Annotated in this window: 12 protein-coding genes and 1 pseudogene; 5 read left to right on the top strand and 8 right to left on the bottom strand. The window is 69.4% G+C overall.

The window, feature by feature from the left end:
• The 3 genes and pseudogenes from D6T64_RS06770 to D6T64_RS06780 all read right to left on the bottom strand — a co-directional run.
• Positions 1 to 1,405 (bottom strand): annotated as a pseudogene (locus D6T64_RS06770) (fructose PTS transporter subunit IIA); the annotation flags it as partial.
• Positions 1,402 to 2,463 carry a 1-phosphofructokinase family hexose kinase gene (locus tag D6T64_RS06775; RefSeq protein ID WP_119973479.1) on the bottom strand — a complete coding sequence of 354 codons (1,062 nt, stop codon included), beginning with the start codon at positions 2,461 to 2,463 and terminating at the stop codon, positions 1,402 to 1,404. The gene D6T64_RS06775 and the pseudogene D6T64_RS06770, both read right to left, overlap by 4 nt.
• Positions 2,460 to 3,248, bottom strand: coding sequence for a DeoR/GlpR family DNA-binding transcription regulator (locus tag D6T64_RS06780; protein WP_119973481.1), 789 nt, complete (start codon positions 3,246 to 3,248; stop codon positions 2,460 to 2,462). Before D6T64_RS06780 ends, D6T64_RS06775 begins: the two co-directional genes overlap by 4 nt.
• A 211-nt stretch (positions 3,249 to 3,459) precedes the next feature.
• On the opposite strand from D6T64_RS06780, the gene D6T64_RS06785 reads away from it, so the two are divergent.
• Both D6T64_RS06785 and D6T64_RS06790 read left to right on the top strand, forming a co-directional pair.
• Complete coding sequence (locus D6T64_RS06785) at positions 3,460 to 4,665, top strand: exonuclease SbcCD subunit D (protein WP_119973483.1); 1,206 nt, start codon at positions 3,460 to 3,462, stop codon at positions 4,663 to 4,665.
• Complete coding sequence (locus D6T64_RS06790) at positions 4,662 to 7,709, top strand: AAA family ATPase (RefSeq protein WP_119973486.1); 3,048 nt, start codon at positions 4,662 to 4,664, stop codon at positions 7,707 to 7,709. The genes D6T64_RS06785 and D6T64_RS06790 overlap by 4 nt, the downstream gene beginning before the upstream one ends.
• A gap of 18 nt (positions 7,710 to 7,727) precedes the next feature.
• On the opposite strand, the gene D6T64_RS06795 is transcribed toward D6T64_RS06790, so the two are convergent.
• On the bottom strand, positions 7,728 to 8,690 hold the full coding sequence (locus D6T64_RS06795) for an alpha/beta hydrolase (RefSeq protein WP_119973488.1): 963 nt from the start codon (positions 8,688 to 8,690) through the stop codon (positions 7,728 to 7,730).
• A gap of 138 nt (positions 8,691 to 8,828) precedes the next feature.
• Between D6T64_RS06795 and D6T64_RS06800 the strand changes: the two genes are divergently transcribed.
• The 3 genes from D6T64_RS06800 (at position 8,829) to D6T64_RS06810 (ending at position 11,851) form a co-directional block, all read left to right on the top strand.
• Positions 8,829 to 9,743 (top strand): AraC family transcriptional regulator, encoded by a 915-nt coding sequence (locus D6T64_RS06800; RefSeq protein WP_119973491.1) that lies wholly within the window; start codon positions 8,829 to 8,831, stop codon positions 9,741 to 9,743.
• A gap of 83 nt (positions 9,744 to 9,826) precedes the next feature.
• Entirely contained in the window at positions 9,827 to 10,333 is a 507-nt protein-coding gene (locus D6T64_RS06805; RefSeq protein WP_119973492.1) for a 5' nucleotidase, NT5C type, read from the top strand.
• Between the two features lie 114 nt (positions 10,334 to 10,447).
• Positions 10,448 to 11,851, top strand: a complete 1,404-nt coding sequence (locus D6T64_RS06810; RefSeq protein WP_119973495.1) for a S1C family serine protease — start codon at positions 10,448 to 10,450, stop codon at positions 11,849 to 11,851.
• Between the two features lie 89 nt (positions 11,852 to 11,940).
• On the opposite strand, the gene D6T64_RS06815 is transcribed toward D6T64_RS06810, so the two are convergent.
• From D6T64_RS06815 to D6T64_RS06830, 4 genes are all read right to left on the bottom strand, one after another.
• The gene (locus D6T64_RS06815) at positions 11,941 to 13,086 is read right to left on the bottom strand and encodes an ABC transporter ATP-binding protein (protein ID WP_119973497.1); all 1,146 of its coding nucleotides are present in this window, start codon (positions 13,084 to 13,086) and stop codon (positions 11,941 to 11,943) included.
• A gap of 70 nt (positions 13,087 to 13,156) precedes the next feature.
• Positions 13,157 to 14,833, bottom strand: a complete 1,677-nt coding sequence (locus D6T64_RS06820) for an ABC transporter permease (RefSeq protein ID WP_233550885.1) — start codon at positions 14,831 to 14,833, stop codon at positions 13,157 to 13,159.
• Positions 14,834 to 14,898: 65 nt separating this feature from the next.
• Positions 14,899 to 15,975, bottom strand: coding sequence for an ABC transporter substrate-binding protein (locus D6T64_RS06825; RefSeq protein WP_233550886.1), 1,077 nt, complete (start codon positions 15,973 to 15,975; stop codon positions 14,899 to 14,901).
• 122 nt (positions 15,976 to 16,097) lie between these two features.
• A complete protein-coding gene (locus D6T64_RS06830) occupies positions 16,098 to 16,844 on the bottom strand; it encodes a tyrosine-protein phosphatase (protein ID WP_119973502.1) in 747 nt (248 codons plus the stop codon).
• Positions 16,845 to 16,882: the final 38 nt, after the last annotated feature.

The following is a 16,882-nucleotide window of genomic DNA, read 5'->3' on the forward strand; positions in this document are numbered from 1 at the left end:
ACGACGGGCATCAGGCTGCGCAACCAGCGCGGCACACTGAGACGGCCAATGGCCGCGGCGACGACGCCGGCGAGCAGGCCACCGACGATACCGCCGAGGAAGCCGGCGCCCATGAAGCCGGCGACGGCACCCGCGACAAAGCCGGGCGCGATCCCGGGGCGGTCCGCAATGGCGAAGGCGATGTAGCCAGCCAGGGCCGGAACCAGGAAGCCCATCGACAGGGCGCCGATCTTGAAGAAGACCGCGCCCAGGTAGATGAGCAGGCCANAACCAGGAAGCCCATCGACAGGGCGCCGATCTTGAAGAAGACCGCGCCCAGGTAGATGAGCAGGCCACCCTCGGGGAGGTTGCCGAAGCTGTTGTTGAGGACCACGTCGTCGGCGACATCGGTGATCTGGTAGCCGCCGAGCAGGAAGCCGAGGGCGATGAGCAACCCTCCGCCGGCGACGAACGGGATCATGTAGCTGACGCCGGTGAGCAGGGCGCGCTTGACCTTCTGGCCGAAGTGCTCACCGGCCTCGGTGGATTCGTCGGCCACGGCGCCGGAGCCGCCGGCGACGCGGCGGGCGTTCGGGTTCTCGGAGGCGGCGAGGGCTTCCTGGATCATCTTCGCGGGTTCGTCGATGCCCCGTTTGACCGGGGAGCTGATGACGGGGAGTCCCGCGAAGCGTTCGCGGCCACGCACGTCGACGTCGACGGCGAAGATGACGGCGTCGGCGGCGGCGATGATCGAGGCGGCGAGCGGCGTCGCGCCGGCCGAGCCCTGGGTTTCGACCTGCAGGTCGACGCCGGCCTCCTTTGCGGCGGCAACGAGGGCATCCGCTGCCATGTAGGTGTGGGCGATGCCGGTGGGGCAGGCCGTGACGGCCACGAGGCGCTTGGTCGCGGAGTGGGCCCCGGAGGAGGTGCCCGTTCCGGTGCCCTCGGCGGGCACGCTGCCGGCGGCGACCGGGACCGGGGCGACGACGGCGCTGACGAGCTGCACGATCTCAGCGGCGGAACCGGCAGAACGCAGCGACGCCGTGAAGTCTTTCTTCATGAGCGAGCGGGCCAGCTTGGCGAGCAGCTTCAGGTGCTCCTGGTCGGCGCCGTCGGGGGCGGCGATGAAGAAGACGAGGTCGGCGGGTCCGTCTTTGGAACCGAAGTCGACGGGGCTCGCCAGGCGGGCGAAGGCCAGCGTCGGCTCGGTCACGGCCGTGGAGCGGCAGTGCGGGATGGCCAGGCCGCCGGGGATGCCGGTCGCGGTCTTGGCTTCACGGGCCAGGGCGTCTTTCAACAGCCCGTCGACCTCGGTGGCCCGGCCGCTGGCGACCACGAGCTCGACGAGGTGTCGAATCACGGTCGACGGCTCGGCGCCAAGGTTGCTGTCCAGAGCGACAAGCTCCGGGGTAATCAGTGCACTCACTGGTCATCCTCCTTTGGATGGGTGGGGTACGCCGCCACGGTGACGACTTCGTTGTTACTGGGTTCTGTATGGGTACTGGGTTCTGTATGCGTGTTGCGTTCTGTATGGGGCTGGGGGAATGCCGTCACGGTGACAGCATCGGGTCTGGTTTGTTCGAGGGCCGGCACGGTCGAGCCGGGCAGGGCGGCGGCGGCGGCGCCATGCGCGGCGGCCTGGCGCAGACAGTCGGCGGGGGAGGCCCCGGCGTTGCTGCTGAGCAGAAAGCCGGCGAGGGCGGAATCGCCGGCGCCGACGGTGCTGACGGCCACCATCGGCGGGGTCGTGGCAAGCCAGTACCCGTCCTTCGTGACGAGTAGTGCGCCCTTGGAACCGAGGGTCGCGAGCACGGCGCCCACGCCGGCGGCGATGAGCGTCTGCGCGGCGGCCGCGGCGAGCTCGGGGTCGGCTTCGAGGCTGTCAGGGTTGGAGATGCCGGTCAGTTCGGCGAGTTCGTCGGCGTTGGGCTTCAGCAGGTCGGGCGCGGCGGCGACGGATGCCGCGAGCGGCGCCCCCGAAGAATCGATCGCCACGCGCGGCGCGGCCGCACCAAAACGTGCGCGCAGGGTGCGGGTGACGTCCGCATAGAACGTCGCCGGCACTCCGGGCGGCAGCGAACCGGCCAGAACGACCCAGCGCGCGCCCTCGGACTGGCTGAGCACGAGTTCGACAAGGGCGTCCTGCTGTTCACGCGTCAGCGCGGGGCCGGGCTCGTTGACCTTCGTCGTCGTGCCGTCGGGCTCGGTGATGGCGACGTTGCTGCGCAGGGCCGTCCCGATCGGCAGACCGAGGTGCGGAACGCCCTGAGCGGTGAGCGCGACCAGCACGGGGTCCTCGGGGTCGCCGGGCAGAATAGCGAGGCTGCGCACCCCGGACACTTCGAGGGCACGACAGATGTTCACGCCCTTGCCGCCGGGTTCCTGGTGCGCCGAGACGGCCCGCTGCACCTCGCCGCGGGCGAGGGCGCCGGGCAGGGCGATGGTGCGGTCCAGGCTCGGGTTGGGGGTAAGCGTTACGATCATGCGATCACGACCTCTACGTCGGCCGCGGCGAGGGCTGCGGCGAGTTCCGGATGGGGGGCGGCGTCGGTGATGAGGGTGTCGATCTCCCCGAGCGTCGCGAAACGCACGAGGGTCTCCTCACCGAGTTTGGAGGAATCGGCCAAGGCCACGACCCGGCGGGCCGAGCGCACGATGGCGCTCTTCACGGCCGCTTCGACGGAGTCGGGGGTGCTGAAGCCGAAGTCGGGGTGCACTCCGTTGGCGCCGATGAAGGCGATGTCGGGGCGCAGGGCCTCGAGCTGTTCGATCGTGGTGCGACCGACGATCGCCCGGGTGAGCCCGCGAACGCGGCCGCCGAGGATGTGCAGCTGCACGGCATCCGTTCCCGAGAGCTTGTAGGCGATCGGGATGGCGTTGGTGATCACGAGCAGCGGGTCGGCGCCGGGAGCGGGCACCCAGTCGCAGAGCAGGTCGGCGAGGCGCTCGGTGGTGGTGCCGGCGTCCAGCACGACCGAGCCGGTGCGGCCGAGCGGCATCATGGCCAGCGCGGCGGTTGCGATGCGGGACTTCTCGTCGAGGCGCTGGGTCTGGCGCTGCTCGAGGCTGGGCTCGGACAGACTCTGCCGGTCGGTGGCGACGGCGCCGCCGTGTACGCGGCGTAGCTGGCGGTTGTCCTCGAGGGTGGACAGGTCGCGGCGCACGGTTTCGGGGGTGACATTGAACCGGGCGGCGAGGTCGTTCACGGTGACGCGGCCCCACTCGGTGACGAGTTCGGCGATCAGTAACTGACGTTCTTCGGCGAACATGATGCCTCCTCGACTTTGAGTGGATGTGCGGTGACCCGGGGCGTGAAACGAAGCTGAACGGGGGTGAATCAGGCTTGTGACACTGACTGTAGCTTCGTTTGCCTGTACATGCAAGAGAAAACACAGACAAACAAAGAAAATTTCTGGCGTTCGGGACGGGCCACGGGGTGGGCGGCGGGGAGTGTCGGTGGGTGCCGTTAGCGTGGAACGCATGAAGATTCTGCATACCTCGGACTGGCATATCGGGCGCACCTTTCATACCCACCCCACCCTCGACCACCTCGGCACGGTGCTCACCGCCCTCGTCACGGTCGTGCGTGACCGGGGCGTCGACGTGGTCGTCGTCGCCGGTGACATCTTCGACTCGGCCATGCCGTCCAAAGACAGCCTGAGCGTGCTCACGACCGTGCTGCGCCAGCTGAAGGATGCCGGCGCGGTTGTGGTCATGACCAGCGGCAACCACGATTCCGCCGCGCGGCTCGGCTTCCAGTCCGAATGGGCCCGGCTCGCGGGCATCCATATCATCACCGGGCCGAGCGAATACCTCGAGCCCGTCACCGTGGAGGATTCCCACGGTCCCGTTCACTTCTACGGCATCCCGTACCTGGAGCCGGTCATCGTCCGCCATCACCTGCGTGCCCTGCAGAGCCCGGAATCTGGCGATGTGGAGCTGAAGACACACGAACAGGTGCTCGGTTTCGTCATGGGGCAGGTGCGGGCCGATGCAGCAGCGCGCGGCGGGCGCAGTGTGGTGCTCGCCCACTGCTTCGCCGCCGGGATCAAACCCGCCGCCGAAGCCAGCGAGGTCGAGCGGGACATCACCGCCGGCGGACTCGACGTGGTGTCCACGAGCGTGTTCGACGGCCCCGACTACGTTGCCCTGGGTCATATTCACGGCCGGGCGACACTCAGCAACCGGGTGCGGTACTCCGGGGCGCCGCTGCACTACTCCTTCTCCGAGGCGGGCAAGCCGCGCGGGGCCTGGCTGGTTGAGCTGGGGACGGTGGATGCCGATCCGATCGTCGAGTGGGTCGATCTACCGGTGCCACGCCGCCTGAGCGAGATCACCGGCACGCTGGAGGAGTTGCTCGGCGACGCTCGGTTTCTCGAGAATGCGGGGGACTGGGTGAAGGCCGTGCTCACCGATCAGGTGCGTCCACTCGACGGCATGCGACAGCTTCACGAGCGGTTCCCGTTCTGCGTGGCGCTCGAGCATCGCCCGACCGTGGTGGTGGCTCTCGAAGCCTCGACCTACCGGGAACGCGTGCGAGCGAAATCCGACCCCGACATCGTGGCCGGCTTCCTCGAATACGTGCGCAACGGCGTCGGGCCGACCGAGTTCGAAGTCGCCCTGATCGCCGAGCTCCTGACGCAGCAAGCCAGCATCGAGTCCGACGGTGCGGTGGTTCGCCCATGAAAATCCTGCGGCTGCGGCTGGCCGGCTTCGGCCCGTACAAGAGCGAACAGCTCATCGACTTCGAGCGGTTCGACGACGACGGCATCTTTTTGATCACCGGCAAGACCGGGGCCGGCAAATCGAGTATCCTCGACGCCATCTGCTTTGCGCTCTACGCCCAGGTGCCACGTTTCGACGGCGGTGAGCTGTCGTTGCGCAGCGACCACTGCGCCCCCGACGACCCCACCTTCGTCGAACTGGATTTCAGCATCGGGGGTCAGCAGTACCGGGTCTACCGCACACCCCGCTACACCCGGCCGAAGAAACGCGGCGGGGGAACCACGGTCTCTCAGCCCGATGCCGTGCTCGAGGTGCGCCGCGGCGACGAGTTCGTCGGTGTCGCCGCCCGCCCGGTCGACGTCGGCAACGAACTGTCCCGCATCCTGCCCCTGAAGGTCGACCAGTTCCTGCAGGTCATCCTGCTCGCGCAGAACCGCTTTCAGAAGTTCCTGCTCGCCAAGACCGACGATCGTCGCACGGTGCTGCGCACCCTGTTCGGCACGGCGCGGTTCGAGCAGCTCGAATCCGCGCTGCTCCTGCGGCGCAAGACGGTCGACGGGCAGCTCGCCACGGTGGTGCGCAGCATTGAACAGCGGGCGGCATCCGCTGCCACCCAGCTGCGGCTGCCCGCCGTGCCCGACACGCCGGGCCTCGATTGGTTCGACGCCGGGCTCGCCGAACTCCACTCAGAACTCGCTGCGGCAGCGGAGCATGCCGACCGGGCCGCCGTGGCCCTCTTGACCGCGGTGGCCGGGCAGAAGCAGGTCGACGATATCGCACGTCGCCAGGCTCGCCGTGACGACGCGACGACGCGGCTGCGCGCCCTCGACGCGGAGCAACCGGCCATCGACTCCGAACGGCTGGCCCTCCAGGCGGCGGACCGCGCCGCGCGGGTGTGGCCACAGATCCGGGCAGCCGAGCAGTCGGCCGCCGCCCTCGCGACCGCCGTCACGGCTGAAACGGATGCCCGCACCCGCTGGGCCGCCGCCCTCGGCGACGTCGCCCTGAACGGCTCGAACGCTGGAGTCATGCCGGATGCAGCCAGGCCCGATGCCGGCGCGCCCGATGTAGCCCAGCCCGACGCCGGCCCGTCCGACACGCTCACGATCGAGAGCGTGCGCGCACTGCTCGACGGTCTGCTCGGGCGCCTCGGAACCCTCGACGACGCCCTCGGCGACGAGCGGCGTCTTCCCGCTCTGGACACCGAGATCGCCGGCCTCGCCGCGAGGGTGAACGCCGCCGCCGACGAGCTGGTCGCCGCCCAGGCCCGCATCGATGCCCTACCCGAACGGATCACCCTCGTCGAGACCGATCTCGCCGCGACGACCCTCGTGGCCGCCGGCGAGGGCGAGGCGAAGGCCGACCTGAAGCGGGCCACAATCGCACGTGAAGCCGCACAGGTCGTCGTCGACTGCGGCGACGAGCTCACGAGCGCCCGGGCCGGTGAGGCCGCGGCGAGCAGTGCCAACGCCGCAGCCGCTGCGCGCTACGAAGCGCTCCTGTCGACTCGGTTTGCGGGATTCTCGTCCGAGCTTGCCACCCGGCTCGTGCCCGGGCAGCCGTGTTCGGTGTGTGGGTCGGCCGAGCACCCACAACCGTCCACGGCGGTAGCCGATCCGGTCACCGAAGCCGACCTCGATGAGGCCCGACACATCATGATCGCCCGTCAGCGGGACCTCGCGGCGGCACACACCACCCTGCAGGCGATCGGTGCTCGCCTCTCCGCCGCACAGGCGACAGCCGGAAACCTCGGTGTCGACGAGCTGACCGTCGCCGTCACGGCCGCAACGGCGTCGCTGCGCACGATTCGGGCGGCTGCCGCCCGGCTGGGCGGCCTGACCGAAACGGTCGCGTCCCTTCGTGCAGACCTGGCCGCGGCGACCGCCGGGCTGGTCGACGTGCGGGCCGTTCGAGACGCCGCAGTCACCGCGCACACCGAGCGCCTGAGCCACCGGCACACGGTCGCCGACCGCGTCACCGTGCACCGCGGCGCCTTCGCGAGCATCGGTGACCAGGTCGCCCAACTGGAGCAGCAGCGGGACGCGAGTCGCCGGCTGGTCGACGCCCTCGATCTGGCGCGGGAACGAACAGACGCAGACCTGGCCGCCCGCAGCACGCTGGCCGTCCAGCTGCTCCACGAGGGCTTCAACTCGGGGGCCGCGGCCACCGCGGCCCGCCTGTCCCAGGCGCAGAGCACCCAGCGACAGACGCTGGTGCGGGCACACGATGATGCCAGCGCCGCCGCCCAGGCAACCCTCGCCGAGCCCGACCTGATCGGGCTGCCGCTCGAGCCGGTGAACCGGGAACCGGCCGACCTGCTGCTGCGCGAGGCCAGTGTCGCCCGCGACGACGCCCTCACCGGCCACAGCTCGATCTCGGAGCGCGCGGGCCAGCTGGCGACCGTGGTGACGGATGTCCGTCGCCACTTCGCGGCATCCGCTGCCCTGCTCGTGGAACAGAAACAGGTGCGCGGCCTCGCCGACGTCGTGCACGGCGACGAACCGAACACCAAGCGGATGCGCCTCGAAAGCTTCGTGCTCGCCGCCCAGCTCGAGGAGATCGTCGCGGCGGCGAACCAGCGGCTGCGCACCATGACAAGCGGACGATACACGCTCGAACACGACGACACGGCGGAGTTCCGGGGCACCAAGTCGGGGCTGGGACTTGCGATACTCGACGAACACACCGGTCGGGCACGGGCGACCCACTCCCTGTCGGGCGGCGAGACCTTCCTGGCGTCGCTCGCGCTCGCGCTGGGACTGGCCGAGGTGGTCACCAATCAGGCGGGCGGCATCACCCTCGACACGCTGTTCGTTGATGAAGGCTTTGGGTCCCTCGACAGTGAAACCCTCGAAACGGCGATGGGCACCCTCGACACCCTGCGCGCCGGCGGGCGCACGATTGGGCTGATCAGCCACGTCGAGTCGATGAAAGAGCAGATTCCGGCCCGGCTGAGCATCGTGGTCACCGACCGGGGCGACAGCTTCGTGGAGGCGCAACGGTAGCGGGCGCCGCAGGCAGGGTCAGGAGTGCAGGGCCTCCTTCAGCGTGGTCGTCGCCTGGGCAATCGCAGCGCGGGCAGCCTGGGTGTCGTGCAGCTGGTTGAGCATCACAAAGTCGTGCAGGATGCCCGTGTAGCGCACCGCCGTCACCGCAACGCCGGCGGTGCGGAGCTTGGCGGCGAAGGCCTCACCCTCGTCGCGCAGCACGTCGGCTTCCCCGGTGATGATGAGCGCCGGCGGCAGGTCGCGCAACTGTTCGGTGGTGGCGCGCAGGGGGCTCGCGGTGATCTGGGCACGGTCCTTCTCGTTGGTCGTGTACTGGTCCCAGAACCATTTCATGGCCGCGAGGCTCAGAAAGTAGCCTTTCGCGAAGAGCTTGTAGGACTCGGTGTCGAACCTCGCGTTGGTCACCGGGTAGAACTCGACCTGCTGCACGAAGTGCACATCCTGGCGTTCCTTGGCCAGCAGGGTGAGCGCGATCGCGAGGTTGCCGCCGACCGAATCCCCAGCCACGGCGAGCCGTGAGCCATCGAGGTTCTGGTCGACACCGTCGCGAACGATCCACTGTGCCACCGCGTAGCACTGCTCCAGGGCGATGGGATATTTTGCTTCGGGAGCCCGGTCATACTCCGGAAAAACGACCGCGGCGTGGGCGCCGATCGCGAGGTCGCGCACGAGGCGGTCGTGGGTGTGGGCGTCGCCGAACACCCAGCCGGCCCCGTGCAGGTAGAGGATCACCGGAAGCGTGCCCGTGGTGCCGACCGGGCGCACGATACGGGCGTTCACGTGTCCGGTTGGTCCGCCCGCGATCGACACCCAGGCTTCGTCAATGTCCGGTTTGTGGATGTGGCTGGACTGCACGTCGTCGACGGCACGGCGGCCGTCGTTGGGCGGCAGCTCGTAGAGATAGGGGCGTTCGTCCGTCGCTTCGGCGAAGGCCTGGGCCGCCGGTTCGAGGACGATGTTGCGGGGGTTTGCGGTCATCAGAATCCCATCAGTTTCGGCTCTCGTTCATCGTCGCCGACCTGAGCGGGATCCGGCAGGCGCGTGCACGGATCGGCTACCTCCCGTGCGTGCAGCGACCAGTGGCCCGCGTCATACCCGGGTGAGTACGATATCGGCATGGTTGTGCTCACCCGCCGATTCGACCAGCATCCGTCTGACAGCCCTGCGGAGCACGGCTACGAACGCTTTGTGATCGGACGCCGCGAATCCCTCCAGCCCGAGGTCATCCGCGGTCCCGGGCACACCGGTTGCGACCTGGTAACCGTGCAGGTTCAGCAGATCGGGTGTCTGGAACTGTTTCAGGGCGGTCAGGTCACGCCGGTGCCCGCGGGGCATCTGCTCATTTTTGACGCCTCTCACCCGTTCGTGCTCACCTATCCGGGGCCCCATCTGAGTTCGCGGTTCGAAACGCCCAAGCGTCGCCTCGGCCTGTCCGACGCCGATCTGGCCGCCCTCTGCCGGGCGCCCCTGGGGCTGGCGGCGACGGATGCGCCGGGTGGCGGGGCATCCGTCGCCGCAGCCGCGATTACCCAACTGGCGCGAGTTGCCGGCACCCTGAGCGCCCGAGCCGGCGCCTTGATGGCGGAGGTGATCGTGGACCTTGTGCGGATCGCCGCCACCGAACAGCTCGCGGTGTACCCGTCCAGTGACCTACGGCATCGCGGGGTGGTGCAACAGGTCAGCGACTACATTGACGCGCATCTGCGCGACGCCGATCTGGCCCCGGCCGCGATTGCAGCTGCGCGGTGCATGTCGCTGCGGGCGCTGCACAAGGCCTTTGAGAACGAGCCTGCCACCGTGCACCGGCTGATCCAGCAGCGTCGGCTCGAGCACGCGCGCACCGACCTGGGCGCGCCGGGGGAGCCCCCGATTCCGGTCGCGGCGATCGCCGAACGGTGGGGGTTCGGCAGCGCGTCGCTGTTCACCCGGCTGTTTCGTCAACGGTTTGGCGCGTCACCGAGTGAGTGGCGTCGGGCGAGGCGTGATTCGCTCGACATCTGGGGGCCGGACTCTGCCCCCAGAGGGGGGTGAGATTGGGGATTGCCCCGGGGCGCGCCCCCTGCCACGCTCGACATGCTGCGCACACTGGGGCGTGCGGCTGACGGGAGCCCGGCGTGACGCAGAAAATTCTCTACATCGACCTCGACAATGCGCTGGTCAACGTGCAATCGGGTATCGACCGGCTCACCAACGCGGAGTACTGCCGCTACGAGAATCGTCTGGACGAGGTTCCCGGCATCTATGCGCGGATGGAGCCGTTGCCCGGCGCGATCGAGGCGTTTTGCACCCTGGCCAAATCGTTCGACACCTACATCCTGTCGACCGCGCCGTGGGCGAACGCCAGCGCCTGGCAGAACAAACTCGAGTGGGTGCACGAGTATCTCGGGGCGGAAGCGGGAACCCCGGCCTACCAACGGCTCATCCTCTCGCATCACAAACACCTCAATCGTGGGGAATTCCTCGTCGACGACCGCTCCGCGATCGGCGCCGACCGGTTTGAAGGCGAACTGATCCAGTTTCTGACCCCGGACTTTCCGGATTGGGCGACCGTCACGCGGTACCTGCTCGAGCGCGCAGGTACCGAAGACGACCGCGCCCCGCGGCGTCTTTCTCACGCCTGACACCCATCTGGGTCATAGGAACCGCATAGCCGCATGCACTTTGCTCTGTCTTAGAGACGATGGCTGCACGCCGTTGCCCTGAGTGACAGACAGAACTGAGTGAAAGGCAGAGCAATGCGCACACCTGACGACGACCACAGCCAGAACGCCCACGACACCGCGAACGACCGGTCGGCAGAGCACATCGAAGCGGATGCCGCTGCGGCCGCTCCATACGTCGTCGTCTACGAGGTGGCCCCGGACGGCACGACGGGGACCAACCGGATCGCGACCGGATTCGCCCCGCCGTCCACACGGAAATCGTTCTGGCGTTCCCGCACCGCTGCGGCGATCGGCGTCGCTGCGGCGCTCATCGTGGGGTCGAGCGGCATCGGTTACGCCGTCGGCCAGGCCGGCAACGCCAGCGCCACGAGCGACCTGAGCACGACCTCCGTCACCGGCGACATCCCCGGAGTGACCGACGGAACGACCGGCACCGACGACGGCACCACATTCGGTGGTCCGCCGGCCGGGTTCTCCGCTCCGAACGGTGTCGACCCCGGTGCGGGCTTCGGGCCCGGCTCGTCGCAGGGCTCCTCGGGATCGTCGACGGACACGAGCACGCTCGAGTCGACGGCCGCAACGGACGCCCAGTCGGCCGGCATCGTGCTGATCGAGACCGAACTCGACTATGAGAGTTCGGCGGCCGCCGGCACCGGTGTGGTGCTCAGCAGCGACGGGCTCATCCTCACCAACAATCACGTGATCGAGGGCTCGACGAGCATCTCGGTGACGATCGCCACGACCGGCGACACGTACACCGCCGAGGTCGTGGGCACGGATTCCAGCGCTGACATCGCTGTGCTGCAGCTGCTGGATGCCTCCGGCCTCACCCCCGCAGACCTCGACACCACATCCGCCGTGGCCGTCGGCGATGCCGTCACGGGCGTCGGCAACGCCGGCGGAACCGGGGAACTCACGGCCGCCGCCGGGGCTGTCACCGCGCTCGACGAAACCATCACCGCCCAGAACTCCGACGGCTCCAACGCCGAAACGCTCAGCGAACTCATCGAGGTCAACGCGCAGATCGAATCGGGAGATTCCGGCGGCCCGCTGCTCGACGCGGACGGCGAGGTCATCGGCATCAACACCGCGGCCTCGTCGGGAACCGCGACCGTGACGGGTTACGCGATCACCATCGAGAACGCCCTGGACACCGTCGCCGCGATCGAGTCCGGCGTCGAGACCGACACCGTCACCATCGGCTACCCGGCCTTCCTCGGCGTCGCGGTCGGCGCCACCGCGACCGACGGCTCAGCCCTGCTGCAGGCCGTCATCGCCGGCACCCCCGCCGCCGCAGCCGGCCTCGTCGAGGGAGACACCATCACCGCCGTCGACGGCGTTCCCGTGACCGGCGCGACCCTGTCGACCGTGCTGCAGGGCTACTCCGTTGGAGACGCGGTCGCGGTGACGTGGACCGATGCCGCGAGCACCAGCCACACCGCATCCGTCACCCTGATCGCCGGGCCCGCCGACTGACCCGCGCCCAGGACTTTCGCCCACCCGACGCCGTACCGTTCGACGGTGTTGGGCGGGCTTTTCGGCGTTTCGGGCCGGAGACGATGGCGCTAGCCGCCAATCTCCGTCGAATGGTACGGGGCTGCGAACACGGCGGCGGGGGCGGGTGCCGCGGCGCGCGGATAGAAGACGGCTCGCCGCACCGACACCCGCACCGGCTCCCCGACCAGCGGGCGGACGCCGGGAACCCGGCACCGCACCGAGGCTCCCTCCCAGTCGACGACCACATCGTTGCCGGTGCGCCCGAACAGCGACGAGGTCACTCGGGCAGAGCCGTGGTCGTCGTCGCCCTCACCGCGGACGTCCTGGCGATCAGCGCTCGCGGCGACGAGGTCGATGTCCTCGGGAAGCACCGCGATCGACCCCGGCCCGGATCGCCCGCCCACCGCCTCGATTCGGCTGCCCGGCACGGCACACGGGTGGTCCGTCGCGACGAATCCGCTGGGCGAGAGCACCCCGCTGAAGATCGTGGCATCGGACAGGAACCTGGCCACCGCGGGGGAGTTCGGCAGGGATACCAGTTCGGGTGGCGCGCCGATCTGCTGCACGCGACCACCGTCGAGAACCACGACGCGGTCGGCCAGTGCGAGGGCTTCCTCCCGGTCGTGGGTGACGTGGATCACGGTGAGACCGATCGAGCGGGTGAGAGCCTGCAACTCGAGGCGCAGCGCACCGCGCAGGGGCTCATCGAGCGCCGAGAGGGCCTCATCGAGCAGCAACACGCGCGGCGAGCCGATGATCGCCCGGGCGAGGGCGACCCGCTGGCGCTGTCCGCCGGATAGGGTCGCCGGGTTGCGCTTGTCGAAGCCGGTCAGGCCAACCGTGCTGAGCACCCGCGCGAGCTGTTGCGCACGCTGTGCCCGGCCCACCCCGGCGCGGCGCAGCGGATAGACGATGTTCTGGGCCACCGTCAGGTGCGGCCAGACCGCGTGCTGCTGAAACACCATGCCGAGCCCGCGTTTCTCGGGTGCCAGCAACGTGCCCGGCCCGGCGACTAGAGTGTCGCCGATGTGCACCGTGCCGGTGGTCGGCGCGAGGAAGCCGGCGATGGCCCGCAGCAGGGTGGTCTTGCCTGAGCCCGACGGACCGACGAGGGCGATGAACTCGCCGTCGGCCACGGTCAGGTCGACGGCGTCGAGCCCCACGGTGCCGTCGGGGTAGGTCAGTCCCAGTCTGCTGAGGGTAACGGATGCCACGGTGAACCTTTCCAAGAATCGGGGAGAGTGCGGCGGCGTTCGTGTCGCCGGCGGTCAGTGTTGCTGGCGATCAGTGTCGCCGGCGGTCGACGAGCCCCAGGCCCGCCAGCCCGACCAGGGTGACCAGCAGCGACAGTGCCGCGGCGGCGTTGTAGGCGCCGGCCTGTTGCAGGCTGAAGATCGACACCCCCAGGGTCTGGGAGCCCGGGGAGAGCAGCAGCACCGAAATGGTCAGTTCCCGCACCGCCGTGAGCGCGACGAGTACACCGCCGGCGACGGCGGCGGGCACGGCCATGCGCCACGAGATGTCGATCAGGGCGCGCAGGCGGCTGGCGCCCGAAATGCGGGCGGCCTCCTCCATGCTCATCGGGGTGGACCGCAACGGCGCGGCGACGGCTTGCACCACGACGGCGACGAACGCCATCACATAGGCACAGAGAATCAGCCACGGCGTATTGAACAGGCCGATTCTCGGCGCGATGATCAGCCAGCCGACCGCGATGACGAGGCCGGGAATCGCCTGCGGCAACAGGGCCACGGTCGCGAGCGCCGCATTGGAGCGGGCACGGGTGCGGGTGACGATCGTGCCGACGGCGAGGCCGAGCACGGTGCAGATCAGCCCGGCGAGCACCGACAGCATGACGGAGTTCGTCGCACCCACGATCGTGCCGGGCGCGGTCGTGGCCCGCACGATGTTATCGAGAGTGAGGTTCTCCCACGCGAGCGGGACGCCCGGCGCCGGCAGCAGCGCCTGGCTGGTGAGGGCCAGCAGCGGCAGCAGCGTGATCGCCAGCACCAGGGTCCAGGCCACGATCGACGTCGCCGCGCGCGCACGGCCGAGGCGAATCGGCTGCGGCGGCGCCGACGATTGGTCGAGTTCGACACGGGTGCGGTTCACGAGCAGATCGATGACCATCGACAGTACCGCGACACCGAGCAACACCACGCCGATGGTGGCCACCACCTCGAGCGGAGATTCCACGGTTCCGGACTGGATGTACCGGTACACCAGCGTCGACAGGGTCACGAACCGCTCGGGCAAACCGATGATGGAGGGAATCCCGAAGTCCGCGAGGTTGGACACCGCAATCAGCGTGAACGCGCTGAAGGCCGCCGGCCGTAGCAGCGGCAGGGTGATCCCGGTCACCGAGCGCAGCAGCGACGCCCCGCTGATGCGCGCCGCCTGTTCCAGATCCGACGGCACCCGCCTCAGGGCCGCCGACATGATGATGTAGGCGATCGGATACGAGTGCACGATCAACAGGAACACCACGCCGTCGCCACCGTAGATGATCCAGAGCGGGCCGCCGAACCACTCGGTCCAGGCCCGGTTCACGGGCCCGGTGGGACCCGCTATCCCGATCCAGGCGATCGCGCCGACGAAGGGCGGCACCAGCAGCGGCGTCAGAGCCAGCAGCCGCAGCGTGCGCCGCCCGCGCAGATCGCTGCGATCGAGCAGTAGCGCGAGAATCGTGCCGACAAGCACCGCCCCGACCGCCGACGTCGCCGCCGAAACCACGCTGTTCCGTGCCGCCTCCACGACGTCACCGCTCAGCAGCAGCGGCAGGTGGTTGTTCGTGATCGCGAGCACGACGATCGCGGACAGCGGCAGCAGGATGACCGCCCCGCAGACCAGCCAGAGCACCGCCCGCAGCCCGTCGATCCCATCCCACGGGGCCGCCCAGCGTGGCCGTCGCTGCGGTTGTGGTCCAGCGGATGCTGCGGTGCCGGATGTGGTGGCAGGCACGGTGGGCCGAACGCGGTCACGACGGACCGGGCCCGGGCCGGGCGGGGCGGCTGGCGGCATCCGCTCTAGCTGAACAGTTCGGTGAAGCGCGCGACAGCGTCGGCGCGCGAATCGCTGATGACCTGCAGGTCGGGGGAGAGGATGGCGATGTCGTCCATCGCCGGTGCGCCCTCGGGGGTGCCGACGTCGTTCCGCACCGGCAGGTAGGACTGCTCGACGGCCAGTTCCTGCCCTTGCGCGCTGACCAGGAAGTCGACGAACGCCTCGGAGGCGTCCTGCTCGCTCGTGCTGGCGAAGATACCGACCGGCTGGGAGACGTACGGCACGCCCTCGGCGGGATAGGAGACATCGATGGGGGACCCGGCGGCCTTGAGCTCGCGCACGAGGTAGTCCACGACGATGCCGATCGGCTGGGTACCGGTCGCGACGGCCTGCGAGACCGGGCCGTTGCTCTCGGCGATGACCGGGTTGTTGGCGGCCAGGGCACTGAGCCAGTCGTCGCCGAGGTCGGGGGTATTGAGCCAGACCGCGGCGTTGTATGCGGCCGCGCCCGAGACATCAGGGTTGGGCATCGTGATCAGGTCGGCGTAGGCGGAGTCGGTCAGCTCCTGCCACGAGGTGGGCGGGGTGTCGATCATGGTCGTGTTGTAGGCGATGACCGTGGGAATGATGCGGGTGCCGGTGTAGAACCCGTCGGGGTCGACGACATCGGGGTTCAGGGCGTCCACGTCGGCGGGCGTGTAGGCCCGGAGCAGGTCGTCGGCCTTGTACCCCTCGAAGGTGCCGGCATCGGCGGCGAGCAGAACGTCGGCCTGCACGTCGCCCGAGGTGAGCTCGGCTTCGATGCGGGCGGTGAGGTCACCGGTGCCGGCGCGGAACACGTCGACCGTGACGCCCGGCTCGATCACGTTGAACGCAGCGACGACGGCATCGATTTTGGCCTGCGGCTCGGAGGTGTAGAGGGTGATCGTGGCGGCCTCGGTCGTCGCGCTGGCGTCGTCGGTGGTGTCGGTGGCGGCGGAGCAACCGGTCAGCGCGAGACCGACCAGGGCGAGTCCCGCGAGGGCGTTGCGGGTGTTGCGGGTGCTGAGGGTGCTGAGGGAATTGCGCATCGGGGGAAGGCGCGGGGTGGTGCGGGGCATGGGGTCCTTCGGGTCGGGCGCGGAAGTCGTGCGGGTGTTGCCGGCAGGCCTGACAGGCAGGCCCGGGAATCGGGGGTCAGCAGCAGTGCCGACGGATGTGTGCACTGTGAGTCCAGTGCGCGTCAGTCCAGCGCGGTGTCGGGGTCGGTGCCGAGGCTCGCGGCGTAACGCTCCCGCAGGGCATGGAACTGGTCGATGGTCAGCCCGCCACGCACGAGGTACGCTTCGACCCCGCCGAAGCGGTCCAGCACGGTCAGCACATGCCGCAGGGCGTCGGCCGGGCTGTCGAGGTGCAGGCTCAGCGCGGCCTCGTATTCCTCTTCCGTCAACGGCAGCTCGCGCAGGGCTGCGTCGGCCAGGTCCCGGCGAAACAGCCGCACCTCGGTCGTCGAGCGCGCGTAGTCGTCGACAACGTCGTCGGGCGCGGCACCCGCGGCGAGCAGAGTCAGGGCGACGACCAGGCCGGTGCGGTCCTTGCCGGCCGCGCAGTGCACGAGAACGGTGCCGGGAGTATCCGCGACCACCGCGACAGCCTGGGTCAGCTGCGCCGCCCGAGCGTAGAGGATCGTCTCGTAGATTTCCTCGAGCGTCTCTCCGTACGGCGACACCGGCGACACCGGCGACTGACCGTGCGGCGCCGCATCCGTCGCCTCAAAAATGGGCAGGTGATGTACCGGAATCGGGTGCCGCACCACCCCGCGCTCGCCGCTGTCGCGCAGGTCGAGCACGAGGGCGACCTTCAACCGGGCCAAGACGGATGCCCCCGCCTCCGTGATCGCATCCAGGGTCGCCGACCGTAGCAGCCACGGAGAGGCGGCGCTGCCGATGCCGCGCACGTTATAGGTGCCGGGCACGCTCAGGATAGTCATGCCCTCAGCATCCTTCGGCGAGGTGAACGGCTGGTGAC

Origin of the sequence: Cryobacterium melibiosiphilum, assembly GCF_003602235.1 — a bacterium.
Classification (GTDB): Bacteria; Actinomycetota; Actinomycetes; order Actinomycetales; family Microbacteriaceae; genus Cryobacterium; species Cryobacterium melibiosiphilum.

Coding starts and splice junctions, on each gene's coding strand:
- D6T64_RS06775 (WP_119973479.1), bottom strand. CDS start 2,463: ATGATCGTAACGCTTACCCCCAACCCGAGCCTGGACCGCACCATCGCC.
- D6T64_RS06780 (WP_119973481.1), bottom strand. CDS start 3,248: ATGTTCGCCGAAGAACGTCAGTTACTGATCGCCGAACTCGTCACCGAG.
- D6T64_RS06785 (WP_119973483.1), top strand. CDS start 3,460: ATGAAGATTCTGCATACCTCGGACTGGCATATCGGGCGCACCTTTCAT.
- D6T64_RS06790 (WP_119973486.1), top strand. CDS start 4,662: ATGAAAATCCTGCGGCTGCGGCTGGCCGGCTTCGGCCCGTACAAGAGC.
- D6T64_RS06795 (WP_119973488.1), bottom strand. CDS start 8,690: ATGACCGCAAACCCCCGCAACATCGTCCTCGAACCGGCGGCCCAGGCC.
- D6T64_RS06800 (WP_119973491.1), top strand. CDS start 8,829: ATGGTTGTGCTCACCCGCCGATTCGACCAGCATCCGTCTGACAGCCCT.
- D6T64_RS06810 (WP_119973495.1), top strand. CDS start 10,448: ATGCGCACACCTGACGACGACCACAGCCAGAACGCCCACGACACCGCG.
- D6T64_RS06825 (WP_233550886.1), bottom strand. CDS start 15,975: ATGCCCCGCACCACCCCGCGCCTTCCCCCGATGCGCAATTCCCTCAGC.
- D6T64_RS06830 (WP_119973502.1), bottom strand. CDS start 16,844: ATGACTATCCTGAGCGTGCCCGGCACCTATAACGTGCGCGGCATCGGC.